Annotated in this window: 24 protein-coding genes; 14 read left to right on the top strand and 10 right to left on the bottom strand. The window is 51.0% G+C overall.

Annotated elements, in window-relative coordinates:
* Positions 1 to 48 precede the first annotated feature (48 nt).
* The 6 genes from hisA to hisG form a co-directional block, all read right to left on the bottom strand.
* Positions 49 to 789, bottom strand: coding sequence for a 1-(5-phosphoribosyl)-5-[(5-phosphoribosylamino)methylideneamino]imidazole-4-carboxamide isomerase (hisA, locus tag Q1B47_RS04045; RefSeq protein WP_299789015.1), 741 nt, complete (start codon positions 787 to 789; stop codon positions 49 to 51).
* On the bottom strand, positions 786 to 1,442 hold the full coding sequence (gene hisH / locus Q1B47_RS04040; RefSeq protein WP_299789012.1) for an imidazole glycerol phosphate synthase subunit HisH: 657 nt from the start codon (positions 1,440 to 1,442) through the stop codon (positions 786 to 788). The genes hisA and hisH overlap by 4 nt, the downstream gene beginning before the upstream one ends.
* Positions 1,439 to 2,506: a bifunctional histidinol-phosphatase/imidazoleglycerol-phosphate dehydratase HisB gene (gene hisB / locus Q1B47_RS04035; RefSeq protein ID WP_299789009.1), complete on the bottom strand. Its 1,068-nt coding sequence runs from the start codon at positions 2,504 to 2,506 to the stop codon at positions 1,439 to 1,441. The genes hisH and hisB overlap by 4 nt, the downstream gene beginning before the upstream one ends.
* Positions 2,507 to 2,581: 75 nt before the next feature.
* Positions 2,582 to 3,637, bottom strand: coding sequence for a histidinol-phosphate transaminase (gene hisC / locus Q1B47_RS04030; RefSeq protein WP_299789007.1), 1,056 nt, complete (start codon positions 3,635 to 3,637; stop codon positions 2,582 to 2,584).
* Position 3,638: 1 nt separating this feature from the next.
* Positions 3,639 to 4,958 carry a histidinol dehydrogenase gene (hisD, locus tag Q1B47_RS04025; RefSeq protein WP_299789005.1) on the bottom strand — a complete coding sequence of 440 codons (1,320 nt, stop codon included), beginning with the start codon at positions 4,956 to 4,958 and terminating at the stop codon, positions 3,639 to 3,641.
* 4 nt (positions 4,959 to 4,962) lie between these two features.
* Positions 4,963 to 5,862: an ATP phosphoribosyltransferase gene (gene hisG, locus Q1B47_RS04020; protein ID WP_299789003.1), complete on the bottom strand. Its 900-nt coding sequence runs from the start codon at positions 5,860 to 5,862 to the stop codon at positions 4,963 to 4,965.
* Between the two features lie 933 nt (positions 5,863 to 6,795).
* On the opposite strand from hisG, the gene Q1B47_RS04015 reads away from it, so the two are divergent.
* The 3 genes from Q1B47_RS04015 (at position 6,796) to Q1B47_RS04005 (ending at position 9,963) form a co-directional block, all read left to right on the top strand.
* The gene (locus Q1B47_RS04015; protein WP_299789863.1) at positions 6,796 to 8,721 is read left to right on the top strand and encodes an ATP-dependent DNA helicase; all 1,926 of its coding nucleotides are present in this window, start codon (positions 6,796 to 6,798) and stop codon (positions 8,719 to 8,721) included.
* 61 nt (positions 8,722 to 8,782) lie between these two features.
* The gene (locus tag Q1B47_RS04010) at positions 8,783 to 9,661 is read left to right on the top strand and encodes an NAD(P)-dependent oxidoreductase (protein ID WP_299789001.1); all 879 of its coding nucleotides are present in this window, start codon (positions 8,783 to 8,785) and stop codon (positions 9,659 to 9,661) included.
* 89 nt (positions 9,662 to 9,750) lie between these two features.
* Entirely contained in the window at positions 9,751 to 9,963 is a 213-nt protein-coding gene (locus tag Q1B47_RS04005) for a DUF3955 domain-containing protein (RefSeq protein ID WP_299788999.1), read from the top strand.
* A gap of 57 nt (positions 9,964 to 10,020) precedes the next feature.
* On the opposite strand, the gene Q1B47_RS04000 is transcribed toward Q1B47_RS04005, so the two are convergent.
* Entirely contained in the window at positions 10,021 to 11,322 is a 1,302-nt protein-coding gene (locus tag Q1B47_RS04000) for an NAD(P)/FAD-dependent oxidoreductase (protein WP_299788997.1), read from the bottom strand.
* A 356-nt stretch (positions 11,323 to 11,678) separates the two neighbouring features.
* On the opposite strand from Q1B47_RS04000, the gene Q1B47_RS03995 reads away from it, so the two are divergent.
* From Q1B47_RS03995 to rnd, 11 genes are all read left to right on the top strand, one after another.
* Positions 11,679 to 13,046, top strand: a complete 1,368-nt coding sequence (locus tag Q1B47_RS03995; RefSeq protein WP_299788994.1) for a glutamine synthetase — start codon at positions 11,679 to 11,681, stop codon at positions 13,044 to 13,046.
* A 53-nt stretch (positions 13,047 to 13,099) separates the two neighbouring features.
* Complete coding sequence (locus Q1B47_RS03990; protein WP_299788991.1) at positions 13,100 to 14,545, top strand: aldehyde dehydrogenase family protein; 1,446 nt, start codon at positions 13,100 to 13,102, stop codon at positions 14,543 to 14,545.
* Positions 14,546 to 14,648: 103 nt separating this feature from the next.
* Positions 14,649 to 15,815, top strand: a complete 1,167-nt coding sequence (locus Q1B47_RS03985; protein WP_299788988.1) for an iron-containing alcohol dehydrogenase — start codon at positions 14,649 to 14,651, stop codon at positions 15,813 to 15,815.
* 63 nt (positions 15,816 to 15,878) lie between these two features.
* Positions 15,879 to 16,586: a GMP synthase gene (locus Q1B47_RS03980; RefSeq protein ID WP_299788985.1), complete on the top strand. Its 708-nt coding sequence runs from the start codon at positions 15,879 to 15,881 to the stop codon at positions 16,584 to 16,586.
* A 214-nt stretch (positions 16,587 to 16,800) separates the two neighbouring features.
* A complete protein-coding gene (gene tsaB, locus Q1B47_RS03975; protein ID WP_299788982.1) occupies positions 16,801 to 17,520 on the top strand; it encodes a tRNA (adenosine(37)-N6)-threonylcarbamoyltransferase complex dimerization subunit type 1 TsaB in 720 nt (239 codons plus the stop codon).
* Positions 17,521 to 17,592: 72 nt separating this feature from the next.
* The gene (locus Q1B47_RS03970) at positions 17,593 to 17,964 is read left to right on the top strand and encodes a hypothetical protein (RefSeq protein ID WP_299788979.1); all 372 of its coding nucleotides are present in this window, start codon (positions 17,593 to 17,595) and stop codon (positions 17,962 to 17,964) included.
* Positions 17,957 to 18,664 (top strand): M50 family metallopeptidase, encoded by a 708-nt coding sequence (locus tag Q1B47_RS03965; protein WP_299788976.1) that lies wholly within the window; start codon positions 17,957 to 17,959, stop codon positions 18,662 to 18,664. Before Q1B47_RS03970 ends, Q1B47_RS03965 begins: the two co-directional genes overlap by 8 nt.
* 97 nt (positions 18,665 to 18,761) lie before the next feature.
* The gene (locus Q1B47_RS03960) at positions 18,762 to 19,592 is read left to right on the top strand and encodes a methyltransferase (RefSeq protein WP_299788973.1); all 831 of its coding nucleotides are present in this window, start codon (positions 18,762 to 18,764) and stop codon (positions 19,590 to 19,592) included.
* 21 nt (positions 19,593 to 19,613) lie between these two features.
* On the top strand, positions 19,614 to 20,510 hold the full coding sequence (locus tag Q1B47_RS03955; RefSeq protein WP_299788970.1) for an alpha/beta fold hydrolase: 897 nt from the start codon (positions 19,614 to 19,616) through the stop codon (positions 20,508 to 20,510).
* A gap of 176 nt (positions 20,511 to 20,686) precedes the next feature.
* Complete coding sequence (gene fadD, locus Q1B47_RS03950; protein ID WP_299788966.1) at positions 20,687 to 22,360, top strand: long-chain-fatty-acid--CoA ligase FadD; 1,674 nt, start codon at positions 20,687 to 20,689, stop codon at positions 22,358 to 22,360.
* A gap of 97 nt (positions 22,361 to 22,457) precedes the next feature.
* Positions 22,458 to 23,570 (top strand): ribonuclease D, encoded by a 1,113-nt coding sequence (gene rnd / locus Q1B47_RS03945; protein WP_299788963.1) that lies wholly within the window; start codon positions 22,458 to 22,460, stop codon positions 23,568 to 23,570.
* Between the two features lie 91 nt (positions 23,571 to 23,661).
* Here the strand turns inward: rnd and minE are convergent, their stop codons facing one another.
* Genes minE through minC form a run of 3 tightly spaced genes read right to left on the bottom strand, consistent with a single transcriptional unit; the run spans position 23,662 to position 25,421 of the window.
* Complete coding sequence (minE, locus tag Q1B47_RS03940; RefSeq protein WP_299788960.1) at positions 23,662 to 23,919, bottom strand: cell division topological specificity factor MinE; 258 nt, start codon at positions 23,917 to 23,919, stop codon at positions 23,662 to 23,664.
* Positions 23,920 to 23,921: 2 nt separating this feature from the next.
* On the bottom strand, positions 23,922 to 24,731 hold the full coding sequence (minD, locus tag Q1B47_RS03935; protein WP_299788957.1) for a septum site-determining protein MinD: 810 nt from the start codon (positions 24,729 to 24,731) through the stop codon (positions 23,922 to 23,924).
* A 24-nt stretch (positions 24,732 to 24,755) separates the two neighbouring features.
* Positions 24,756 to 25,421 (bottom strand): septum site-determining protein MinC, encoded by a 666-nt coding sequence (gene minC / locus Q1B47_RS03930; RefSeq protein WP_299788954.1) that lies wholly within the window; start codon positions 25,419 to 25,421, stop codon positions 24,756 to 24,758.
* Positions 25,422 to 25,493: the final 72 nt, after the last annotated feature.

The following is a 25,493-nucleotide window of genomic DNA, read 5'->3' as shown; positions in this document are numbered from 1 at the left end:
CTGAAGAGGTTCGTTTATTGTCAATTGTAAAAACACCCGAGCCACGGCTTACTCTGGATTTGGCCAACATTTGATCGCCTCCGTTACGCTGAAGTTTTCGATCAACAGGGCTTTACCTATGATAATGCCATCGGCGCCGCTGTCTCTTACCGCCGCCACATCATCGAGTGTGGCGATACCGCCGGAGGCCTGCCAGTCGATATCCGGATAGGTCGTCGCTATCTCGCGGTAAAGGCTGGTGTTGGCCCCTTTAAGGGTGCCGTCACGGCTGATGTCGGTCACCAGCGCGTGTTTAAGACCGTAAGGCTTAAAGGCTTCGACCAGAGACTCTAAGCTCTTGCCACCACCGGACTGCCAGCCCGAAACCGCGACAATCTTCTCGCCCTGTTCGTTGATATTGACATCCAGTGCCAGACAGATGGCATCGGCGCCATATTTTTTAAACCAGCTCTGTACCAGTTCTGTCTCCTTTACCGCCAGAGAGCCGATAACCACGCGCTTCACACCTATCTCAAGCAGCTCGGCGAGCTGAGCCTCTGTACGAATGCCGCCCCCCACCTGAATATTGGCATCCAGCCCGGCTACCAGCCCGGAGATTAAGCGGGTCTGACGGGCATTGGGGTCTTTCGCGCCGGTGAGATCGACAATATGCAGCCAGTTGGCCCCCTGTGACTCATAGGCTTTGAGCTGGGACAGAGGAGAGAGGTCGAAGGTGGTCTTCTGAGCGTAATCGCCCTGATACAGACGTACCACCTGACCCTCGATAAGATCGATTGCCGGAATAATCATGACTTGACCTCCTGAGTTGCCGCGGTAAGCGTTGTTTCGTCTAACGCTAAGAAGTTGCTTAATATTTTTGAACCTACGGCCGCGCTTTTCTCCGGGTGAAATTGCACGCCCATAAAGTTCTCTTTGGCTATGGCGGCGCTGAAGGTCTCGCCATATTCACAGCTTGCTATGGTGTAGTCGCTCAGCGGTACCCGGTAGCTGTGAACGAAGTAGAGATAGCTGCCATCTGGTATGCCTGCAAATAACGGGTGTGCCGTTGGCGTTATTCGGTTCCAGCCCATATGGGGCAGCGGCTGTCCCTGACTGTCCAGCTCCTCTACATCGGTCGGGATAAGGCCCAGGCATTCACAGTCGATCTCACGGCCGCCACGCTCTTTCGATAGCTCAGTCATCAACTGCATGCCTAAACAGACACCGAGCACGGGCTGGCTTAAGCCCTGAATGAGTTCGACGAGGCCTTTCTCCTTTAAGGCCGCCATCGCCGCCCCGGCGGTGCCGACACCGGGCAGTACCACCCGGGTTGCTGCCTTAATCAGCTGGTGATCATCACTGACGATGGCATTATCGCAGATGCGTTCGAAGGCATAACGCACCGAGCTTAAATTGGCACAGCCTGTATCTATGATAACGGTGGTATTGTCTGTCTGATTCATAAGACACCTTTACTCGAGGGGAGCAGATCACCTTCAACCTTAACCGCCTGACGCAGGGTGCGGCCCAGGACCTTATAGAGGCTCTCTACCTTGTGGTGATCGTTATCGCCCTGAGTTTTCAGGTGTAGGGTGCAGCGCAGGCCATCGGCGAAGGAGCGGAAGAAGTGGGGCACCATCTCGGTTGCCATCTCACCGACCATCTCACGCTCGAACTCGCCGTCAAACTTGATGAAGGGGCGACCGGAGAGATCCAGCAGGCACTCGGCGCTCGCCTCATCCATCGGGATGCTGAAACCGAATCGTGCGATACCGCGTTTATCGCCCAGGGCCTCTCTGAGCGCCTCGCCAATCGCCAGCGCCGTATCTTCGACGCTGTGATGATCGTCTATCTCCAGATCGCCGTCGACCTTGACCTCCATCTTGAAGTTACCATGGGTGGCGATCTGATCCAGCATGTGATCGAAGAAACCTATGCCGGTGGCTATCTTGCCCTTCTCCTGCGAGTCGAGATCGATAGTGACCATAATGTCGGTCTCTTTAGTGGTTCTTACCACAGTTGCAGTGCGGTTGCGGTTGAGCAGCGTATCGACAATGGCATTCCAGTTGAGGGTCTCTGGGTTGTATTGCAGCCCCTGAATGCCCATGGCATCGGCGAGTCCCATGTCGGTTTCACGATCGCCAATCACGGCGGATTGAGTGAAGTCGACCTTACCCAGCGTCAGGTAGTCTTTGACCAGGCCGAGCTTAGGCTTGCGACAACTGCAGTTTTCATCGTCGAAGTGCGGGCAGATAAGCACATCATCGAAAATAATGCCCTGGCTGGTCAGGATCTGCATCATCATATCCTGAGGCGCATCGAAGTCGTCTTTAGGAAAAGAGGGGGTACCCAGGCCGTCTTGGTTGCTGACCATTACCAGGCGATAACCGGCACTTTGTAACTTTAGCAATGCGGGGATCACATTGGGTTCGAAAACCAATTTGGCCAGGCTGTCTACCTGCTTGTCGGTGACGGGCTCTTCTATGATGGTGCCATCGCGGTCGATAAATAATATTTTCTGCTTCATGAACTCTCTACCTTCAATTTGGTTAAATGCTTTCTTGTTGTTTTTACGACAGTTATTGCATCAGTAATTCAATCGTTATTGCGACAGCTGTTCGATGAGGTAATTGGTCTCCTCTCTGTTGCTAAAGCTGAAACGTATGCAGTTGCTCAGGCGCGGGTCTGAATAGGTTCTGGCGACCACACCGGCTCGCTTTAGCTGAGCGGTTGCCGCTTGGGGAGCATCAAACCGGGCCAGCACAAAATTGCCGTTTGCCGGTAACACCTTTGCCCCACAGCGACGAAGTGCATCGCTCAGTCGCTCGCCGTTGGCCTTGAGTTCGGCGACCTGTTCACGCATCAAGGCTATGCCGTTTTCGCCGAGTGCCGCACACGCCAGCTCTGAAACCGGAAGGGGAACCGGGTAGGGGGCGATGACGCGCATCACCATCTCACAGATCGGTGCCTTGGCCAGCATAAACCCACAGCGGGCCCCGGCGAGAGCGAAGGCCTTGGAGAGGGTACGAAGCACAACCAAGTTATCATATTTTTCAATGAGGTCGGCGACACTATAGTCGGGGCAAAACTCGATGTAGGCCTCATCGACGATCACCAGGCTATCCGGCAGGGCGGAGATGACCGCCTCTATGCTGGCCCTGTCGATCACAGTTCCCGTCGGGTTATTAGGGTTACAGATAAATACCAGTTTGGCACTGCCGACCTGAGCCACAATATCCTCGGGCAGCTGGTAGCTGTCGGTCAGGCTCAGTGCATTGACATCAACATTGAAGGTCCTTGCGCTGATGGCATACATGCCATAGGTAGGGCCAAAGCAGGCGATGGAATCGACACCGGGAACACAGAAGGTGCGAATGAGCAGCTCTATCGCCTCATCGGCGCCACGTGCTGCGATTATGTTGTCTGTAGCGACACCCGAGTAAAGGCTGTAGGCCGAGATAAGCTCAGGCGGTTGGCACTCGGGGTAGCGGTTAACCCTGTCGAGCCGACTGTTATTAAAGGGGGACTCGTTGGCGTTGATCCAGATATCGCCACGCCCTCCGATACGTCTGGCAGACTCATAGGGCTGCAGCTCGAGCAGCTCGGGACGGGCTAATCGCCGCGCCAGCGTGGTTTCAGTTTCTGTATTTACCGTCATCTTAAACTCCTTTGGCTGCAGGAGTTGCAGCAAAGTTCAGGCTGGCAATTCGAACGGCAACCGCATTTTTGTGGGCGTCGAGCTGCTCGGCGGCGGCCAGTGTCATCACGGTCTGGCTGAGTCCAGTTAATCCCTCGGCGCTTAGTTCCTGCACGGTGAAGCGGCGGCAAAAATCTGCCAGAGAGAGGCTGGATACCGCGCGGCTATAACCATAGGTGGGCAGCACGTGGTTAGTGCCGCTGGCATAATCACCCACCGACTCCGGCGTATAGGCGCCAAGGAATACAGAGCCTGCGGCGCGGATTGTCTTCAGCACTTCACGGGGCTCTCGGGTCTGTATGATAAGGTGCTCAGGCCCGTAGAGGTTTGAGACTCTGGCGGCCTGCTCCATATTATCGACCAGCAGGGTGCGGCTGGCCTCGAGGGCCTGCTGCGCAATATCCATCCTCGGCAGTCGCTCCAGCTGCCTGGTGAGTGCCAGATTGACCTCATCTGCCAGCTCGGCACTGTCCGTGACCAGCATGACCTGAGAGTCCGGGCCGTGCTCCGCCTGTGACAGGAGATCGGCTGCGATAAACTCGGCATTGGCCTCCTTATCGGCGATCAACAGTACCTCAGATGGACCTGCCGGCATGTCTATGCTCACCACGCAGCGACTGTCCTGCGATACTATACGTTTAGCCTCGGTGACGTAGCGGTTTCCGGGGCCGAAGATCTTGTCGACCGCGGGTACCGATTCGGTGCCGAAGGCGAGGGCGGCGATGGCCTGTGCGCCGCCGACCTGAAATATCTCTGTGATGCCACAGGCTTTCGCCGCGTAGACGATGGCATCATTTATAGGTGGCGGGCTGACCAGTACTCTCTGCTCACAACCGGCAATTTTGGCCGGCAGGGCCAGCATAAGCACGGTGGAGATCAGCGGTGCGCTGCCACCGGGAATGTATAAGCCGACCTTCTCGATAGGCTCAGAGCGCAGCTCGCAGCGGATCCCCTTCTGGGTATCGACGCTCACAGGTTCAAACTGCTGCGCCCGGTGAAAGGTATCGATATTACTTATCGCCTGCGCCACGGCGAGTTTTATCTCCTCATCGACCCGGGCACAGGCTGCATCTATCTCAGCCTCTGATAACTTTAACTGTTCGACTGCAACACCGTCGAAACGTTGGCTGAACGCTTTAAGTGCCGCATCTTTGCCTGGCTGTACTTCATCGACGATGGCTTGTACATCTTGCTCCAGAGTCGCGTCACCCACCAGGGGGGAGCGGGAGAGTGCCGCCTTGCGGTCGCTGTCACATAATGATGCCCAATTGAGGATCTGCATTGCTCTACCCCATCATCTTTTCGATTGGCATAACCAGGATGGAACTTGCGCCTAACTGGGTCAGCTCCTCCATGGTGTCCCAGAACAGATCTTCTGTGCTGACGGCGTGGATAGCCACACGGTTGGTGTCGTCGTTCAGCGGCAGCACAGTCGGGTTCTCGGCGCCGGGCAGCAGGGCGACAATCTGCTCCAATGTCTCGGTTGGGGCATGCAGCAGGATATATTTGCTCTCCTTGGCGCGCACGACACCATTGATACGGGAGAGGATCTTGTCTATCAGCGCCTGTTTCATCGGCTCCTGAGTCTGAGAAGATTGGATGATGCAGGCGTTGGAGCGGTAGATAACTTCGGTTTCATACAGACCATTGGCCTCTAGCGTTGCGCCTGTTGAGACTAGGTCGCAGATGCCATCGGCAAGTCCCGCCCGGGGAGCGACCTCTACCGATCCTTTGAGCATACAGTCACGGTAGGTGATCCCCTTCTGCTGCATGTAACGGCGCAGCAGGTTAGGGTAGGAGGTTGCGATCCTCAGTCCCTCGAGGGAGGCGGCGTCTTCATAGTTGAATTCGTTCGGCACCGCGAGAGAGAGTCGGCAGGCACCGAAATCCAGCTCACGTAGCTTGATACAGTTGGAGGGCTTATCCAGTCTTTCACGCTCGATCTGCTCCTCTTCGAGTACGTTTTCGCCGATGATCCCCATATCGACAACCCCATCCATGACCAGGCCGGGAATATCATCGTCGCGCACCCTGAGTAGGTCGATGGGCATGTTGTCGGAGTGGGCGATAAGACGCTGTTCGTTGATATTAAACTTAACACCGCAACTCTTAAGCAGCTTCATCGACTCTACTGATAGACGGCCCGACTTTTGGATGGCGATTCTTAATCTCTTTGATTCTGGCATCTTCTCTTTCCCGTAAGTTGATTCAATATCTGTTTAATTTTATAAATTGTTTCGTTTTTAACTTAGAAGCCTTATGTAAAACTCTTTAAAAACAAAATTTTAGCCTAAAACGTAAAAACCCCTGGAATTCCTTCCAGGGGTTTTTGATATTCTTGAATCAACCGCCGGAAGGAAATAGTCCCTCGGCAGTGAGCTTCCGAAGGCTACCGCAGATGATGGTGATGATGGATAGTGTTCGTAAGCTGTATCATGTTCATCTCTCTTATCGTAAAAAAATTAATATTTTAAAAATTGAGCCTGGTGGCCGATAACTGGAAATTAAGTCTGTTTGACTGCGCTGTATTTAAACTAATCATTTTCAGAATCGATTGCAACCCCTTATTTCCGCCGATGAATATTCTTCATCTATCGGCCATGTCGGTCAGTTTTTCCCCGGTTGTGGCAGGGTGTTGTTCGTATACGTGGATAATATTGCTGCGATCTCACCTTACTGGATGATTAATCACTCGTATCAAGCTGATGGTGTACCCGCTTAACTCCTAAATAGGTAAGTGCTTGTTATTGAGTGTTATTGCTTTGCGTTGCGGATACGGTCTCCGGTTGGGTATTACTCTCTAGCAACATAGGTACTCAGAGGGAACTGCGTCTGACAATGAACACCTCCTTGCTCGCGTTCTCATTTCTGAACGGTTGGCGTGGCAGCTTAATTGCAAAATGGCCGGGTTTCAGCGCCGCCATCTGTTTGCATTATTGCTTCATTGCAGTGATGGGCTTCTTCACAGAAAGTTGTCTGAGATCTATTTCAGCAGGGAGAGCAAAGTAAATTTCTGGCCGGGGATTTCGCTTGTAGAAGCTGAATAAACCGGGATAATACAGGCTCTAACATGATATTAACCTCCGATAAATGTAAGAAGTGATCCCTTGACTGACACAATGACCAGCAGACTGAAAAAAGAGGTCGCACTGGCGTTTGGCGAAGCTGGCATGCTTGCCCGCCACATTCGGGGCTATAACGCGCGCGACGTACAGCTTGAGATGGCTGACGCAGTTTGTGATGCCATAGGTAGTAGCAGCGATCTGGTCGTTGAGGCGGGAACCGGTGTAGGTAAAACCTTCGCTTATTTGATTCCTGCCCTGCTCAGTGGCAGGCAGGTGATAGTCAGTACCGGCAGTAAAAACCTTCAGGAACAACTGTTTTATAAAGACCTGCCTAATCTGCTCTCTATGTTGGATATCTCCCCTAAGGTCGCACTGCTGAAGGGGCGAAATAACTATCTGTGCCAGGAACTGATGGAGAAGCAGCTTAATGGCTGTGATTCACTCGACCCAAGGGTGTTAGACGATCTGCTTCGTATCAATCAGTGGGCGGGGCAGACCAGTGACGGCGATCTCGGTGGGTTAACTTCGGTATCTGAAGATGCCGATGTGCTGCCGCTCATTGCCAGCAGCCGTGAGAAGTGCACCGGAAAACGGTGCGACCACTATGAGGCGTGCTTTACCCGCAAGGCGAGAAACAGGGCCATGGATGCCAGGGTGATAGTGGTTAACCACCATCTCTTCTTTGCCGACAGGGTACTGAAAGAGACCGGATTTGCGGAGCTGCTTCCCGACTCGGATGTGGTGGTGTTCGATGAGGCTCATCTGCTCAGTGACATCGCCGTGACCTATTTCGGCCAGCAAACCTCTACACGCAGCCTGACCGAGCTGCTAAACGCCATCGTCGACATATATCGCAGCGAGATGAGAGACTCGCCGCAGATAGAGGCCTTAACGTCCCGGTGTATCAGCCAGCTTAATGAGTGGCATCAGATGATGTTTGACTCTAATGGCTCTGATTGGCGGCATCTGATGGGGGACAGGGAGTTATCTGCTTGCTCCTGGGGAGTATTAAAAGAGCTTCAGTCGCTCGAAAAACTATTACAGTCTCATGTAGGACGAAGCGAAGCACTGGATGATGGCATCGAAAAGCTCAACGGCTTTATCGGTAAGTTAACCGTGTTCTTTCAATGTGAAAATGATCAGGCCGCCTATAGTGTCGACTATGGCCATCGCTATCTAACCCTGCGTATCGCTCCTATCAATGTCGCCCGAGAGTGCGAGAAGCTGTTCGAGGCACAGACCAGTTGGATCTTCACCTCTGCGACGCTGCAGATAAACAGAGATCTGAGTCTGTTCACCAAAGGGCTTGGGATAACTAAAGCCAAACAGTTGATCTTAGAGAGCCCTTTCGATTACCCCAATAATGCGCTCTTGTGTGTGCCCAGGCACCTCGCTAAGGTGAGTAATCAGGCCGCAGCCGTTAAAGATCTCGTCAATATTGCGACTCAGGCTATCAATGCCGCTCAGGGGCGAACCTTTATCCTGTTTACCAGCCATCGTATGATGAATGCCTGCGCGGCAGCACTTCAAAGCCGGGTGGCTTACCCCTTGCTGGTTCAGGGACAGGGGAGTAAACAGAGCCTGCTTAAGAAGTTTCGTCAACTCGGTAATGGTGTGCTGCTGGGAACCGGTGCATTTTGGGAGGGGGTGGATGTACGCGGTAAACTCCTGAGCTGCGTTATCATAGATAAGCTTCCCTTTGTGTCACCCGATGACACTCTCTACCAGGCCAGAGCCGATAGTATCACCCGGGAGGGGAAAGACCCCTTTTGGGCTCTCTCGCTGCCCCAGGCGGTGATCTCGCTCAATCAGGGCGTCGGTCGCTTGATACGGGATGAGAAAGACAGGGGAGTTTTGATCCTCTGTGATAACCGCATCGTTAACCGTACATACGGACAGGCTTTCCTTAACTCTCTGCCGCCCATGGCAAGAACCAGAGATATGGACAAGGCGGTCCATTTTTTAAAGCAGATAAAATAGGCATATCAGCCGTATAAGGGAAAAGGGGAAACCTTTTCACCAGTTCAAAAGGAGGGTGATCGTGAAGGTTTTAGTGACAGGCAGCGCCGGCAGAATCGGTCGTGCCATCTATATCAAGCTGATGCAGCAACATCATGTGGTGGGGATCGACACCACGCCCTGTTCAACGGCCGATTTGGTTGGCGATATCCGTGATATTAGCCTGCTTAAGAAAGCGTTAGATGGGGTGGATGTTATTGTCCATTGCGCCGCACTACACGCGCCTCATGTCGGCTTGCTTCCCGATAGTGAATTTGAAGCGATTAACGTGACAGCGACCGAACGGCTGGCGTTAGAGGGGCTGAAACATGGAGTTAAGCATTTTGTCTTTACCAGCACCACGGCGCTCTATGGCTACGCTTCTACGCCCGTTGGCACCGCCGGATGGATCGATGAAAAGGTAAAACCTCAGCCTAAAACCGTCTATCACAGATCTAAGATAGCGGCGGAGCAGCTGCTGGAGAAGATATCTGATCTATTTCATCTCCCGGTTACCGTACTGCAGATGTCACGTTGCTTCCCAGAGAGAGCCGATCTGATGGCCGTATACCGCTTAAGTCGCGGCATCGACTTTCGTGATGTTGCCGCTGCTCATGCTTGTGCGATTGATAAGCGCCTGCCTGGTTTCAGACGTTATATCATCTCCGGGCACACCCCATTTAACCCATCATGCTGTGAAGGTCTCTATCTCGATGCGCCTCGTGTGATCACAGAGTCGGCTCCAGCGCTTGCTGAGGCCTTTATCTATCGTGGGTGGGAGCTGCCCGAATCGCTCGATAGGGTGTATGATTCAAGCCTTGCCCAAACAGAGTTAGGCTGGCAGCCCAAATATGGCTTCGAGGCGGTGCTTAATATGCTCGACAGTGAACTGTCTGAGGTGCTGCCGGTCACAAGTGAGTAGTGATTTTTTTTTGGTTAGAATGTGTCCCGGTTGAAGCAGGCAAGGAGCCAATGTCTGATTGTCGGGCTTTGATTTGAGGTTATTGGATAATGAAAAAGTTAGTAAAATTCAGGTGGCCACTCCTGTTCCTGTTTCTGGGGTTAATGTGCCAGTTTGCGTTTTATGTCATTGGCTCAAGGGTCGACGAGAACGGCATTCTGGTCGAGTCTTTTGCCCTGTTACCGATATCTTTGTTATTTATCTTCCTGAGCCTGGTGATGCTTGTGGCTTGTTTAATTAAAGGCAGAACTGGCCGAGAGTAGAAACGGGTCTGAGGCTCAGCCCCGTCGATTCGCTTTTTAGCAGACTGAGAAGATTTGCTAATGCAGCTTCATCCTCGGCCTGACTACCCGCATCACCTTCTCAGCAAACCATAAGCCAACGGTCTTTAGTGTCCCGTGTATCGCCCTCTGGTGCATGCGATAAAGTGAGATATACACCAGCCTGGCAATTTTTCCCTCGACAAACATAGTATTCTTGGTCAGGTTGCCCATGAGGCTGCCAACTGTGCTGAATCTGGACAGGTTGACCAGGGAGCCATGGTCGACATAGGTGTAGGCCTCACGTGGCTCGCCGTTGAGTTCATGGTTAAGATTCCTCTCAACACATTCCGCCATCTGGTGAGCCGATTGGGCTCTGGGCGGGACAAAGCTGCCGTCGGCCTGTTTGCAGGCGCAGCAATCGCCTATGACGTAGATAGCTTCATTTATCGTACTGACTAAACTTGGTTTAACCAAGATCTGATTCGCCCTGTTGAGCTCAAAAAGCGCCATCTCCCTGATGAAGTCCGGGGCTTTGACACCTGCGGCCCATAACATCAGGTTAGCCTGTATTACGTCGCCCTCTGCGGTGACAAATCCCTCTGGGATAGCCTTGGCGATCCGGGTGTTTTCCATCACATTGACGCCTAATTTACCGAGCTCTCGCCTGGCAGAGCTTGCAATGCGCTCGGGTAGGGCGGGAAGGATGCGTGGACCGGCTTCAATCAGATGAATGTTAAGTTTCTCTGCTGTCATCTTGTTTAGACCATAGATTTTCAGCATCTCGGTCACATGATAGAGCTCGGCTGAAAGCTCGACACCTGTCGCGCCGCCCCCTACGATGGCGATATTGAGCTTATTACCTGTGTCTGCCTGATGGATCCGGGTAAAGCTGTCCAACAGCGCGTTGTGGAAACGGTTGGCCTGCTGGTGAGAGTCGAGAAAATAGCAGTGTTCTTTGACCCCGGGTGTGTTGAAGTCATTACTGACGCTGCCGATTGCTATTACCAGCTTGTCATATTCCATGTGACGTTCGGGCAGAAGGGTGAAGCCTGCATCATCCTTGATCGCCGCCAGCGTGAGCAATTTAGCATCGGTATTCAGGCCACAGAAGGTGCCTAACTGGAACTGGTAACCGTGCTTTGCCGCATGAGCCGAATAGACGACGCCGTCCAGATCTGAGTCCAGTGAGCCTGTTGCTACCTCATGAAGCAGAGGTTTCCAGATGTGGGTGCGATTCTTGTCGATTAAAATAATTTGAGCCCGCTCTTTCTTACCCAGTTTGTGACCTAACTGAGTGGCAAGTTCCAAACCTCCGGCTCCACCACCAATTATGACGATGACTGGCTTTGTCGTACCCATAGTTATCTCCCTAAATTAACGTCAGCTTATATTGGAGTAAAAAAATGATAAATGCACCAGTGGTTCTGACTGTATTTCGGCTGCAAAGTAGTGTTTATATCTGCTTACGGGTGTAAGGGCTTCGTTTGGGGATTTAAACTGCTTTCACGCCAGCACATAACACGGTGTAGCCTGCTCGTTCAGTGGTAAAGCTTTCTATGAAGTGAGCCGGCAACAAGGAGCGTTAAACTCTGATAAATGAACTACAGCTGTTTGATAAACGGGCTATTCTTAATCTATATATCTTCCGGACAAGATCTCAAAACACTGTAATGTCGAAATCTACACAATGGTATCGCAGATAAGGAAGCGCAATTATGGAAGCGAGGCAGGTCAAGAGTATCAGCGACGCTATGGCTATTGTTGAAGAGCGCAAATTAACCCATGTTAAGGTTGGTTTGTTCGATATCGACGGTGTTATGCGCGGCAAATATATGTCTAAGGCGAAGTTTTTTTCGTCTCTAGAGCGCGGCTTTGCTTTCTGTGATGTCGTGCTCGGCTGGGACATGAAAGATCAGCTCTATGACAGTGCCAAATATACCGGCTGGCACACAGGTTACCCCGATGCACCGGTACGGATACTGCCTCACACCTGCCGGGATGTGGCGGGCGAAGAGGGGATGCTGCTCTTTATCGCCGAATTTGCCAAGGGCGCCGAGTCGCTCTGTCCCCGCGGAGTATTACGCAGAGTGATAGATAAGGCCGGTAAGATGGGGTTCTCTGCAATGGCGGCGTTGGAGTATGAGTTCTTCCTATTTAATGAAACACCGCACTCAATACGTGAAAAGCACTACCGAAATTTAGAGACAGTCACCCCTGACTGGTTTGGATATTCGATGATCCGTAACTCGGTGCACTCTGATCTGTATCAAGACATTCTCTCTATGGCCGAGACCATGGATTTTCCCGTAGAGGGGATTCATTCTGAAACCGGACCGGGCGTGATAGAGGCGGCCATCGCCGTCGATAGTATCGCTGAGGCAGCAGATAAGGGGGCGCTGTTTAAAACCTTTATGAAAGTGCTGGCACAAAGGCGTGGCCTGATGGCGACGTTTATGGCCAAGTGGTCTGATGATTACCCGGGGCAGAGTGGTCACATCCATCTTTCACTGCAAAATCAAGATGGTTCTTCGGCATTTTACGATCCCAGTCAGGCTCACAATATGAGCCAGCTTCAACGTCACTTCCTGGCGGGGCAACAATGTCTGATGGCCGATTTTCTCTGCATGATCGCCCCCAGCATAAATAGCTATTCACGCATGATACCGGGTTTTTGGGCCCCAACGGATGCGACCTGGGGAGTGGAAAACCGTACTACCGCGCTGAGGGTTATCCCGGGAACCGCCAAGTCTCAACGTGTGGAGTATCGTTTGGGGGCTGCAGACGCTAACCCCTATCTGGCGCTGGCGGCAGCATTAGCAAGTGGACTGTATGGCATTGAGAATAAGCTGGAGCCTGGGGAACAGGTCACAGGGAATGCCTATGAGCAAGCGCATGATGCGTCTGTCGCTTTACCATCGACCCTTTGGGAGGCCAGTCAGAAATTTAAGCAAGCTGATGCCGCCAAGCGCTATTTCGGTAAAGAGTTTGTTGAACACTACGCCTTAACCCGTGAATGGGAGGAGCGTGAGTTCCGAAAACATGTGAGTGATTGGGAGATGGAGCGCTACTTTGAAATTATCTGACCCATATTGGCGTTTATCGATAAAAATCAATTTCAGTGAGAGGTGTTTCGGCGATGACAAAGTCACAGCAAGCCGGTTTGGAAGTGAATAGAGAAGGTGGCAAAGCGCCCGTCGATGTTGAGCAACAGACCATCTCCCCCAGTGATGGCACCGTATATGTGAGCCGACGGCTGGCAGGGAAAGAAGAGGTCAGGGCATCTGTAGATAGGGCCGTTAAGGCTAAGTTGAGCTGGAAGGCGACTGCGCTGGATGAACGTAAACTGGTGTGCCAGAGAGCGATTGATATCTTGTTGAGTCATAAAGAGGAGGTCGCCCTGGAGCTGAGCTGTATGATGGGCCGCCCCATTCGCTATAGCGGCGGTGAGCTCCATGGCGTTGCCGAGCGCAGCGAATATATGATCAGTATCTGTGACGAAGTTCTTGCTACCCGGACTCTACTGGAGAAGCCGGGGCTGACCCGCTATATCAAACGTGAGCCTGTGGGGATCGTATTGGTTATTGCTCCCTGGAACTATCCTTTCTTAACTGCGGTTAACGCCATTATTCCGGCCTTGTTAGCGGGTAACTGCGTCATCTTGAAGCATTCGGCCCAGACCCCACTGTGCGCCGAGCGTTTTTATCAGGCATTTAAAGAAGCAGGGTTACCTGAAGGGATATTTCAGTTCCTGCATCTGAGTCACGAGAGCACAAAAGAGCTTATCGCCTCTGAAGCGATCGACTACGTCGCATTTACAGGTTCGGTGCAAGGCGGAGTTGAGGTTGAGAAGGCCGCTCAGGGGCGATTTATCGGAGTGGGGTTAGAGCTGGGGGGGAAAGATCCCGCCTATGTTCGAAAGGACGCCGACATTGAAAAAGCCGTCGCGAGTATCGTCGATGGCGCCTTCTTCAACTCCGGACAGTCCTGCTGCGGTATAGAGCGAGTCTATGTGCATCGTAGCGTCTACGATGAGTTCGTTGCACAGGCGGTGGCATTAACCCTGCAATATAAACTGGGGCGGGCCGACGATCCCGATGCCACCCTTGGACCTATGGTCAGAAGTGGCGCCGCGGACTTTGTTCGCGCCCAGGTGAAGGAGGCGATTGCACAGGGAGCGGTGGCACATATCGATGAATCCCTGTTCGAGATGAGTGTTGAGGGCACGGCTTATCTTGCGCCCCAGATACTGACAGAGGTTAATCACAGGATGAGGGTGATGAGAGAGGAGACATTTGGCCCGGTGATGGGGATCATGAAGGTCAGTGATGATAAACAGGCGCTTGAGCTGATGAATGACAGTGAGTTTGGCTTAACTGCCTGTATCTTTACCAAAGATGTCGAAACCGGCGTTGCCTTGGGCGAGCTTATCGAAACCGGCACCTTTTTCCTCAACCGATGTGATTATCTGGATCCGGCTCTGGCCTGGATTGGGGTAAAGCAGTCCGGGCGAGGTTGCAGTCTGTCTCAATTTGGTTTCGACAACCTGACCCGACCCAAATCATTTTACATTAAACATGAGTAAGCCATCTCCTTTGAGAACGGCACTGACTATATCCAAACGCCCTTGAGATAGCGGTTTGAGCATGACCTCGATTTTTTGACCTGAGTAGATTATGGAGCGATAGATGGAACTATTTGCAAACTGGCATTATCCGACCGCCATTACCGTTGGCGATAGCTGTATCTCACAGATAGGTGAGAAGTGCCTGAATTTAGCGATGAGTCACGTATTAGTGGTGACCGATCCCGCCCTGGCTGAGCTGCCATTGGTGTCGCAGGTATTGGCTCAATGCAAAGAGGCTGGCTTAGTCACCGGACTGTTTTGTGATATACAAGCCAACCCTACAGGCGAAAATGTCAGAAATGGGATAGAGGTATTCAACAGCGGTGAGTTCGACGGTGTTATCGCGTTGGGCGGAGGTTCAAGTTTAGACACGGGTAAGGCGATCGCCCTGATGGCTAAGCAGTCGATCTCTCTTTGGCAGGCGGAGGATGTTGGCGATAACTGGAAGCGGATCGATGTGGATAATATGGTGCCTGTGGTTGCCGTACCGACCACAGCCGGAACCGGCTCTGAGGTCGGTCGTGCGGCGGTGATCACTGATACCGACGGCGAGTATCATGTGAAGCGTATTATCTTTCATCCCGCCATGCTCCCGGCTACAGTCTTGCTCGATCCCCGCCTGACACTGGACCTGCCACCTCATATCACCGCTGCGACCGGCCTGGACGCGCTATCTCATAACCTTGAGGCATTTTGTGCGCCTCTTTATCACCCCATGGCAGAGGGGATCGCGCTGGAGGCCATACGGCTGATTAAGAACTTTCTTCCGGTTGCATTCGAAGACGGTAAAAATATCGAGGCGCGAACCCAGATGCTGGTGGCTTCCAGTATGGGGGCCACCAGTTTTCAGCGAGGGCTGGGCGGAATGCATGCTCTGGCTCACTCTCTCGGCGCTCTGTATAACAAACACCATGGTTTGCTTAACGCAATCCTGATGCCCTATGTGTTAAAGAGAAACCGAGATGAGATAGAGGAGAGGATCACCCGCTTAGCCAGATATCTTGAGCTCGATCATCCGGGGTTCGATAGCTTTTTTGAATGGGTTTTACTGTTTCGGGCACGGCTGGATATTCCCTTTTCACTGGCCGAGATTGGCATAACGCTGGAAGATGTTCAGTTAGTCGGTGAGATGGCGGCAAAAGATGCGGCGGCGGGAGGAAATCCGGTGAGTCTGACGGCCGCTGATTATGCCGAGCTCTTTACCGATGCGGTTGAGGGGCGATTGTGATGGCTGGGCTGTCAGTTCAACTAATCACTTTAAGTAGGCCATAAAGGGGCATAGGGAGGGGGGATGAGAGTTGGCTTGCTGCTTTGTGACGATGTTGCCGAGTCTTTGAAAGATAAACATGGAAGCTACCCGCAGATGTTCGCTACGCTATTTGGCTCGGTCGATGAGCGGATTGTGATCAATGTGTATCCGGTGATTGATGGGCTTTACCCTGAGTCGATAGATGAATGTGATGCCTATGTCTCCACCGGGAGTCGATACAGTGTTAACGATGATGCGCACTGGATCGCTGAGTTTGAGGCTTTTATCGTCCGCTTGAATCAGTTAAAAAAGAAGTTTGTCGGGATCTGTTTCGGCCATCAGATGATGGCGAAGGCGCTGGGGGGGGAAGTCGTTAACTCGGCCAAAGGCTGGGGGATCGGCGTGATGTCGACGGCGGTAAAAAAGCGGCCCACCTGGATGGAGGGGGAGCGGGAGCGGTTTGCATTAGTAGTGAGTCACAGTGATCAGGTGACAAGGATGCCACCGGGGGCTGAACTCATCGCGGGTAGTGAATTCTGCCCCTGCTATATGATGCAGTTAGGCGACCATTTCTTAGGGATCCAAGGGCACCCTGAGTTCAGTAAAAGTTATGTACGCGATCTCATGCTAAGGAGACGTGAGGCCATCTCGCCGCAAAGGGTCGAGACAGGTATCGTGTCGCTCTCCTCTGCGGTCGATGATGAGTGGGTGACCCGAAATCTACTGAATTTTTTACGGCACAGGCGCTGATTTGCCGTTTTTTTAGCCGAAACGGGTATTTTTGATGGGCTTTTATAATTTTGACTCTTATTGATGCACTTTTTCTTAGGTATAATCGGCTTAAATTATTCAGAGATATGTGTTTACACACTGAGAAGATAACGCAGGAGTTGCAGGCATAATTGCCGCTATCTCCGCAGTCTCGAGGCTGTGTCGGTACAGGCCCATTTGCTTGTGGTATTAAATGACAGATAAACAGAAAAACCTTGAAGAGCTAACCGTGTTAGCACTAGACACCTGCACTGAGTCGTGTTCTGCGGCCCTGCTTTCGGGCGGTAAGATCTATTCCGAGCAGGCCGATGCGCCACGTGAGCATAGCCAACGTATTTTACCTATGGTCGACTCGGTGCTATCTCAGGCGAATATTCAACTGCACAATGTTGATCTGATCGCCTACGGTCGTGGCCCGGGAAGCTTCACCGGTATCAGGATCTGTACCAGTATGACGCAAGGTCTGGCCCTGGGGCAGGACCTACCGGTTCTGGGATTGTCGTCGCTTCAAACCATGGCTCAGGCCGTATTCGATGAGCAGGGTGGAGAGCAGATCATTGCCGCCATCGATGCCAGAATGGGTGAGGTATACTGGGGACAATTTATCGTCAAAAATGGCTTGGCTGAACCTGTTGATGCAGAGCTTGTTTGCTCCCCGGCAGATGTCCCGCTAACGCTGGATGTCAGTCAGCCAATTGTTGCATGTGGTACCGCTTTCGATGCTTATCCTGAGCTATTGACCCTGTCAGAGAATATCGTTCCGGCCAAGACGGTTAAGTTTCCGGATGCCAAAGCGATGTTAGCACTGGCCAAAGACGGTTTTCAAAAGGGGATGAGCACAGCCGTTGACGAGTTGGCTCCCGTGTATCTGCGTGATACCGTCACCTGGAAGAAACTACCGGGGCGCGAATAGAGGCCACGACTGCAGACCGGGGATAACTGTTATAACCGGTGACCGATTAACCTGATGTGAAGGATGAAAGTAATGCAAATTCAACCGAATCTTTTTGCACCTAATGCGGCTAACGCCTCGAGCGTGTCGTCCGCGAATGTTAAGGGCGCGGCTCAGGTTGAAGTCACACATCAGGTTGAGCAGTCAAAGAAAAGCCCGGGAGTTGAGCCCGGTACAAGGCCCGGCGCGGGGCAGGGCGAAGTCGAGAGTTCGCTGCAACAGCCTCTGGCGACCTTGCCTCAAGCTCCCTCAGCAGATGAGCTGGAGTCCCGCTTAGGGGCGAAGCTGGAATATGAGCAACAGACACAGGGAGCCGAAGGGGCCGTTGCTCAGTACCTATTTAATCAACATGCGGCGCAAAGAGAAGCCATTCAACAGATGGTCGGTATCGATACCTATGCCTGAACCCTCGCCATCGGTCGGTGCCCTGACGCGTGAGAGAATCTCCGGTGCCCCCGGGCGTAGCCGTTTTCTTATAGAGCTGGTGTTTGCTCTGGTTATCACCCGCCTTCCTTATATCAGTGTGCCGTTTAAATGGCTCGAAAGTTATTTCCATGAGTTGTCACATGGTTTGGCTACCCTGCTAACCGGCGGCGTGGTCAGCCATATTCAACTTTTTCCTAATGGGGCTGGTCTGTGTTTCAGTCAGGGGGGCTCGCCTGTTGTAATAGGATTCAGTGGTTATCTGGGGGCCGCGCTGTGGGGGTACCTGATCTTTATCCTTGCTACCTGGCCAAAAGGGATCCGTTTGAGCTTTGCTCTGCTGGGCTCTGCCGTTGTCATTACGACCTTGATGTGGGGCCGGGACCCGCTCACCATCACTATTCTCGCCTGTTTGGCGGTGCTGTTTTTACTGCCGTTAAAACTGAGTCACAACCGATTTTTAGGGAGCGCCCTGCGGGTGATGGCTTTGATGATCATGCTTAATGCATTGGCCAGCCCAACTGTCTTATTTGGCCTGAGTGGAAAAGGGGATGCGGCCATGCTGGCCTCTCAAACCTGGATCCCGGCCTGGATATGGGTCATGACTTGGTTGGCAATCAGTGCGGTGATGCTTCTTCTCTGTTGGCGACGGGTAGATAGTGCAGCCAAAGTGCGACAGTGAAATGTAAAAAAGCTTTTTGAATCAATTTGAACTTGGATTTTAATCGATCAAGCTGTTAGGTTTATTGAGTGTTTTTACATCATACAAGGAAGAGAAAATGAAAAAGAAGCTAGTGGGGTTAAGTGTATTAATTGCGTCGATTCTGAGTACGGGAGCCCTGGCTCACGGAGAGAGTGATCAGTTCCAAGGTCTGACCGATGCGGTTAACAGTGAATTCAGGCAGGCTAAAAATATCACGCGCGATGAGTTCCGCCACCCATTAGAAACACTGAAATTTTTTAATATTCAGCCATCTGATACCGTGATTGAGTTGTGGCCCGGAGGCGGATGGTATGCCGAGATCCTTGCTCCCTATCTTACCGAGCACGGCAGTTATATCGCCGGTAATTTCGATACCAACCCTGTTGATGAAAAACAGCGCAATGGCTTTCGGGCTAAGGCCGGCAAGAGGTTTGAACTCTGGTTAAGTGAAAATCAGACTCACCTAGGCAGTGCGCGCACGGTAACCTTCGATCCGCCCAACTTCTATCGTCTGGGGGATGATAACAGCGCCGATGCCGTTCTGACATTCAGGAACCTGCACAACTGGGCCATGAAGGGATATCTGGAGCCTGTGTTTGAGTCGGCATACAGTGTACTCAAGCCCGGTGGTACCTTCGGGGTGGTTGAGCACAGGGCCAAGCCGGGAATGGATGTAAAAACCGGTTACATGGATCAGGCTGAAGTGATAGCACTGGCCGAAAAGGTGGGCTTTACCCTGGTTGAGAGCTCAGAGGTGAATGCCAACCCTAAAGACACCAAGGATTACCCTAAAGGTGTCTGGACCCTGCCGCCCAGATTAGCGCTGGGCTCACAGGATAAAGCGCGCTATCTCTCCATAGGTGAGAGCGATCGCATGACGTTAAAATTCATCAAAAACAGTCAATAAGCAACAGACTACTGAGGTTATATGTGGCAATCTTGCGCCCCCGAAAATGAGGTTGAGTTTCAACTGCCTCATATCCGACTTTCAGGCCGCCTATGGGGGGCGCCCGATAAGCCATTAATACTCGCTCTTCATGGCTGGTTAGATAATGCCAACAGCTTTGAGCCCTTAGCTGAAGAGTTGTCTTCTGAATACCAAGTATTAGCGATCGATTGGCCGGGCCATGGTGGCTCAGAGCATAGGCCTGGCGCTTACCCTCTCCATTGGGTCGATTACCTCTATGATCTTGAGCTATTGGTTGACAGGTTGTCACATCGACAGTCTCCTGTGGCCATCGTGGGTCACTCCTTAGGCGGCATCGTCGCCTCTGCTTATACTGCCGCGTTTCCTGAGAGGGTAGGTAAGCTGGTGCTGATTGAGGCGATCAGTCCGTTATTTGAGGAGGCATCCAGGAATAATCAGCGATTAAGGCACAGCTTTATCAGCCATGGGCGCTTTTTAATGAAGCGAGATGAAGATCCGGCTGTTTATGACTCTATCGAGGTCGCAGTCAAAGCCAGAATGCGTTTAACCGGACTGGATGAGAACTGGTGTCGTTTATTAGTCGACAGAAATATGCAGAAACATGATATAGGCGTTAGTTGGCGCAGCGATCCCAGATTAAAATTAGATTCGCCTATTCGGCTGACATTTGAACAAGTTGATGCATTGATGAGTGGCCACAGCACCAATACATTACTTATAATAGCGGATCGGGGTTACTCTCAAATAAATACACTTTTGCCTAAGGCAAAGTCCTGGTTTAAACGGCTTTCATATGTAGAGCTGGAAGGTGACCATCATCTGCACATGGGGAATGCCGTCAATACGGCTAAGGCCATAAGAGATTATTTATCTGAGGATGTCGCTGACGCAGATTAAAAAGAGACTAGGATTTTTACTCTATTTATGTGATGATGATCAAAATTAAAACGCCCGTATGAATAGGGTGAGCTTACAATAAAAATTAAAGCCAGTGTTATTGCTTGTTGTTTTACAAGCTTTTTACAGACTAGTGTGGTCTGTATCCACTGCATGTGGGATATTAGGAGAGATTTGTGCAACAGCTTTGGATAGATAACTTACCCGATGATGTACCATCGGAAATTGACGTAAACCAGTATGATTCGCTTGTCGATATGTTTGAGAAATCAGTGTCGAAGTATGCGGATCAGCCTGCGTTTGTAAATATGGGTGCCACGCTGACTTATCGTAAGCTGGAAGAGCGCAGCCGTGCTTTTGCCGCTTATCTGCAAAATGAGCTTAAGCTGGTTAAAGGCGACCGGGTCGCCATCATGATGCCCAACTTACTACAATATCCGATTGCGCTGTTCGGTATATTGCGTGCCGGACTCGTAGTCGTCAATGTTAACCCGCTCTACACGCCAAGGGAGCTGAAGCATCAGCTGAATGACTCCGGTGCCAAAGCCATTGTTGTTGTATCAAACTTCGCCCATACCCTGGAGAAAGTTGTCGACCAGACACCGGTAGAGAGTGTGATCCTGACCGGGCTGGGTGATCTGCTCAGTGCTCCTAAGCGAACATTGGTTAACTTTGTTGTCAAATATATCAAGAAGATGGTACCCAAGTACGATCTGCCTCACGCCATCTCAATGAGAAAGGCCTTGTCTAAGGGAAAACGTCTGCAATACGTTAAACCTGAACTGGTGAGCGAAGATCTTTCATTCCTGCAGTATACCGGGGGAACAACCGGTGTCTCCAAGGGGGCCATGCTTAGCCATGGTAACGTGGTAAGCAACCTGCTGCAGGCTGACGCTGCGTACTCGCCGCTGCTGATAAACGGCAAAGAGTTTGTGGTCACGGCGCTGCCTCTGTATCACATCTTTGCATTAACGGTGAACTGCCTGCTGTTTATGCATAAGGGGTCAAATAACCTGCTTATTACTAACCCCAGAGATCTTCCGGCATTTATCAGCGAGCTGAAAAAGCATCCTTATACGGCTATCACGGGGGTTAACACACTTTTCAATGCCTTAGTAAACACGCCTGAGTTTGCCGACCTGGATTTCTCGCAGGTTAAGTTGTCTATTGGCGGCGGCATGGCTGTACAGCGCGCCGTTGCAGATAAGTGGCAGAGTATCACTAAGACCAAACTACTGGAGGGTTACGGCCTGACTGAGGCAGCACCTTTGGTTACCTGTTGTCCCTATAACCTTGAAGGCTACAACGGCTCGATAGGCTTTCCGGTGGCGATGACAGATATCCAGATTCGGGACGACGCCGGTAATGTGCTGCCACAGGGTGAGATAGGTGAGATGTTTGCCAAGGGGCCGCAGGTGATGAAAGGCTATTGGCAACGCCCGGAAGAGACAGCAAGTGTTATCGATAGTCAAGGCTATCTGGCGACGGGTGATATCGGTTACATGGATAAGGATGGCTACTTTTTCATTGTCGATCGTAAGAAAGATATGATTCTGGTTTCTGGTTTTAATGTATTTCCAAATGAAGTCGAAGAGGTGGTAGCCCTTCATGCTAAGGTGGTTGAAGTTGCGGCCATCGGTGTTGCCAATGAACTCTCCGGTGAAGCGGTAAAGGTGTTTGTCGTTAGAAATGATAAATCTTTGACCGAAAAAGAGCTCATCACACATTGTCGTAAGCATTTAACGGGATATAAAGTTCCTAAGCTGGTAGAATTCAGAGACGAGCTACCGAAATCAAACGTAGGAAAAATTCTGCGTAGAGAGTTGAGGGATGAAGTTAAGCCTAGTTAACGATCTCTGGGGCACATATTGAGTGCTTTACCTTGCTTTCTAGCCGGCTATCAGCCGGCTTTTATTTTTGTAGTGTGCCATTTTCCGGGAGAACACCTTGTTAGCGTTTCAATATATCGATGACGATGCGAGCTTAACTGAGCTCGTATCTAAGTACCGTCAGAGTCCTTTGCTGATATTGGACACTGAGTTCGTTAGAACTCGCACCTATTATGCCCGACTGGGTTTAATACAGGCTTATGATGGCCAAACGTTAGCATTGATCGATCCGATATCTGTAGGCAATTTATCAGAGTTCTGGAGTTTGCTTTCCGAACCTGAAATTACCACTGTCTTGCACTCTTGCAGTGAAGATCTTGAGGTATTTGCCCGAAATGGTAAGTGTCAGCCGTTTCGCCTTTTCGATAGCCAGATCGCCGCTTCCCTGTGCGGTTTCGGCCATGGGCTGGGTTATGCCAAACTGGTCGAACAGACACTGAATATTACTCTGGATAAAGGTGAGTCCAGAACCGATTGGATGAAACGTCCGCTGAGCGATGCTCAGCTCAACTATGCGGCCAACGATGTCTACTACCTCTATGAGTTATACCCTCAATTGATTCAGAAACTGGAAGACAGAAACCGGCTCGACTGGGTATTTGAAGAGGGGGAGCGTATGACCCAGGGGCGCTTAACGCCACCGGATCCCGAACAGGCATACCTTAAGGTCAAGAATGCCTTTCAACTCAGCTCAAGGCAGTTAGCTTACCTTAAGGTGTTGGCTAAATGGCGACTGAACAAGGCATTGAAGCGGGATCTTGCCGTTGGCTTTGTGGTGAAAGATCACGCCTTGATTGGATTGGCAAAGAAGCAGCCCAAGAGCCTAAGTGAGCTCAATAAGATGATTGAGCTGACGGATCAGGAGAAGAGAGTGCATGGCAAAGATCTGTTAGCGCTGCTCGGCAGTGCCGATCTCGACAACCCTCCTAAACCGATCGATGTTTTAGCGCTTAAAAATGGCTATAAATCATCATTCAAGGCGATTAAGAACTGCCTGACCGCCTTGTCTGAACAGCATGATATTGCGATAGAACTGCTTGGCTCTAAGCGATACATTCATGAATACCTGCAGTGGCTGTGGGACGGTAAGCGTGGTGAACTGCCACTGCTGTTGAGTGGTTGGCGCGCAGAGATCCTAGCTTCACCACTGGCCGAGTTAAACATCAGCTAGCTCAGCTCTGATTTTTGCTACCTATAGATGAAAAAACCGCGATTATTGATTTAATCGCGGTTTTTTTGTGTATGGTTTATGTGATCTGCGGCTACTTCTCAGGCAGAGTCACATTCAGTTCGAGTACTGAAAGTTTATCATCATTCTGGTCGAGCTGAACCGAGACCTGATCCGGGTCGATATGCACGTACTTTTTAATCACCTCGACGATCTCCTGCTTCATCTGGGGGAAGTAATCAGGTGCATCCCGCTCTCCCCGTTGATGGGCAACGATGATCTGCAGACGCTCTTTGGCTGTAGCAGCCGTGGCAGGCTTCTTTTTACTTTTGAAATAATCTAGTAAAGACATAGTTAGCTACCAAATATCCTTTTTAAAAAGCCTTTCTTCTCTTCAGTTACAAATCGTAAAGGAAGCTCTTCGCCCAGCAAGCGATCGACGCTGTCACTGTACGCTTTACCGGCATCACTCTCCTGATCCATGATCACAGGCACACCCGAGTTTGATGCTTTAAGAACGGCTTGAGATTCTGGGATAACACCGATTAACGGGATAGCCAGGATCTCTTCAACATCTTCTACGCTCAACATCTCACCTGTGCTTACACGGCAGGGTGAGTAGCGGGTTAATAGCAGGAACTCTTTTACCGGTTCCAGACTCAGTTCTGCACGCTTGGACTTACTCTGCAACATACCCAGGATTCGGTCTGAATCACGTACCGAGCTTACCTCCGGATTTGTTGTGACAATGGCAATATCGGCAAAGTAGAGAGCCATCATAGCGCCGGTTTCGATACCTGCAGGAGAGTCGCAGATGATGAACTCGAACTCCTTAGCCAGATCATCGAGTACACGACCGACGCCCTCTTTTGTAAGTGCATCTTTATCACGCGTCTGAGAGGCAGGAAGTACAAATAAATTGGGGCAACGTTTGTCCTTGATTAAAGCCTGATTAAGGTTCGCTTCGCCATTAATGACATTGACGAAGTCATAAACGACTCTACGCTCACAACCCATAATCAGATCTAAGTTACGAAGTCCGATATCAAAATCTACAACGACAGTCTTGTGTCCCTTTAATGCCAACCCGGTTGCAATTGCGGCACTGGAAGTAGTCTTACCTACGCCGCCTTTACCTGAGGTGACAACAATAATTTGTGTCATGTGTTGTTCTTTCCTTTTTCTGTCTTAAAGAGGCAGTGATTCTATGGTGAGTGACTCACCATCGAGACGAATACAGCCGCTTTTTGTTGTGCTGTTGGCTTGAATATTTTCTGCCAGCCAATATTGACCGGCTATTGAAACGAGCTCGGCTTCCAGTGAACGGGCGATGATGACCGCGTGTTTATCACCGGACGCGCCTGCCATGGCTTTGCCACGTAGTGTGCCATATACATGAATGCTACCATCGGCAATGACCTCTGCGCCATTACCTACAGTACCAATCACCACAAGATCACCATTTTTAGCATAGATCTGTTGTCCGGAACGAACATTTTGTTTTACTAATTTGGTTGTTTTGGGAAGTTGTGGTTGTGATTGAGTCTGCTTACCCGATTTTATGATGGCGAGCCCCAGTACTTTAGCCTGTTCAGACAAGGTGTTAATGGCCGCGGTGATGCCAACAATGACTAATTGCCGGGAAATCAGTAGATCTTTAAGTGCGGCCAGATTAAAACTCGGGTCGGTGATAGCGCTGAGATTAACGACAAGGGGGGCGCCGATAAAAAACTGGGGAGCGATAGCAAGTTTACTATCTAGTTCTGCCGCCACCTTTTCCAGATCAATACTATTGATATGAAGTACAGAAAGCGTAAAAGATGAGCCTTTTAACTCTAGGCTGGGTGTCTGCATTGCGACATTGCTCTTTGTAAAATAATCAGACTTGGCGCTGATTTGCATTATATTAATGACCGTCCATGTTAT

Source organism: uncultured Shewanella sp., from assembly GCF_947501225.1.
Taxonomy (GTDB): domain Bacteria; phylum Pseudomonadota; class Gammaproteobacteria; order Enterobacterales; family Shewanellaceae; genus Shewanella.
This window is presented reverse-complemented; position numbering and strand designations above follow the sequence as displayed.

Coding starts and splice junctions, on each gene's coding strand:
- Q1B47_RS04015 (WP_299789863.1), top strand. CDS start 6,796: ATGACCAGCAGACTGAAAAAAGAGGTCGCACTGGCGTTTGGCGAAGCT.
- Q1B47_RS03965 (WP_299788976.1), top strand. CDS start 17,957: ATGCCTGAACCCTCGCCATCGGTCGGTGCCCTGACGCGTGAGAGAATC.
- hisC (WP_299789007.1), bottom strand. CDS start 3,637: ATGACGGTAAATACAGAAACTGAAACCACGCTGGCGCGGCGATTAGCC.
- Q1B47_RS03980 (WP_299788985.1), top strand. CDS start 15,879: ATGAGAGTTGGCTTGCTGCTTTGTGACGATGTTGCCGAGTCTTTGAAA.
- minD (WP_299788957.1), bottom strand. CDS start 24,731: ATGACACAAATTATTGTTGTCACCTCAGGTAAAGGCGGCGTAGGTAAG.
- Q1B47_RS03960 (WP_299788973.1), top strand. CDS start 18,762: ATGAAAAAGAAGCTAGTGGGGTTAAGTGTATTAATTGCGTCGATTCTG.
- hisA (WP_299789015.1), bottom strand. CDS start 789: ATGATTATTCCGGCAATCGATCTTATCGAGGGTCAGGTGGTACGTCTG.
- hisD (WP_299789005.1), bottom strand. CDS start 4,958: ATGCAGATCCTCAATTGGGCATCATTATGTGACAGCGACCGCAAGGCG.
- tsaB (WP_299788982.1), top strand. CDS start 16,801: ATGACAGATAAACAGAAAAACCTTGAAGAGCTAACCGTGTTAGCACTA.
- minE (WP_299788960.1), bottom strand. CDS start 23,919: ATGTCTTTACTAGATTATTTCAAAAGTAAAAAGAAGCCTGCCACGGCT.
- Q1B47_RS03995 (WP_299788994.1), top strand. CDS start 11,679: ATGGAAGCGAGGCAGGTCAAGAGTATCAGCGACGCTATGGCTATTGTT.
- minC (WP_299788954.1), bottom strand. CDS start 25,421: ATGCAGACACCCAGCCTAGAGTTAAAAGGCTCATCTTTTACGCTTTCT.
- hisG (WP_299789003.1), bottom strand. CDS start 5,862: ATGCCAGAATCAAAGAGATTAAGAATCGCCATCCAAAAGTCGGGCCGT.
- Q1B47_RS03990 (WP_299788991.1), top strand. CDS start 13,100: ATGACAAAGTCACAGCAAGCCGGTTTGGAAGTGAATAGAGAAGGTGGC.
- Q1B47_RS03955 (WP_299788970.1), top strand. CDS start 19,614: ATGTGGCAATCTTGCGCCCCCGAAAATGAGGTTGAGTTTCAACTGCCT.
- hisB (WP_299789009.1), bottom strand. CDS start 2,506: ATGAAGCAGAAAATATTATTTATCGACCGCGATGGCACCATCATAGAA.
- Q1B47_RS04005 (WP_299788999.1), top strand. CDS start 9,751: ATGAAAAAGTTAGTAAAATTCAGGTGGCCACTCCTGTTCCTGTTTCTG.
- Q1B47_RS03985 (WP_299788988.1), top strand. CDS start 14,649: ATGGAACTATTTGCAAACTGGCATTATCCGACCGCCATTACCGTTGGC.
- Q1B47_RS04000 (WP_299788997.1), bottom strand. CDS start 11,322: ATGGGTACGACAAAGCCAGTCATCGTCATAATTGGTGGTGGAGCCGGA.
- hisH (WP_299789012.1), bottom strand. CDS start 1,442: ATGAATCAGACAGACAATACCACCGTTATCATAGATACAGGCTGTGCC.
- Q1B47_RS03970 (WP_299788979.1), top strand. CDS start 17,593: ATGCAAATTCAACCGAATCTTTTTGCACCTAATGCGGCTAACGCCTCG.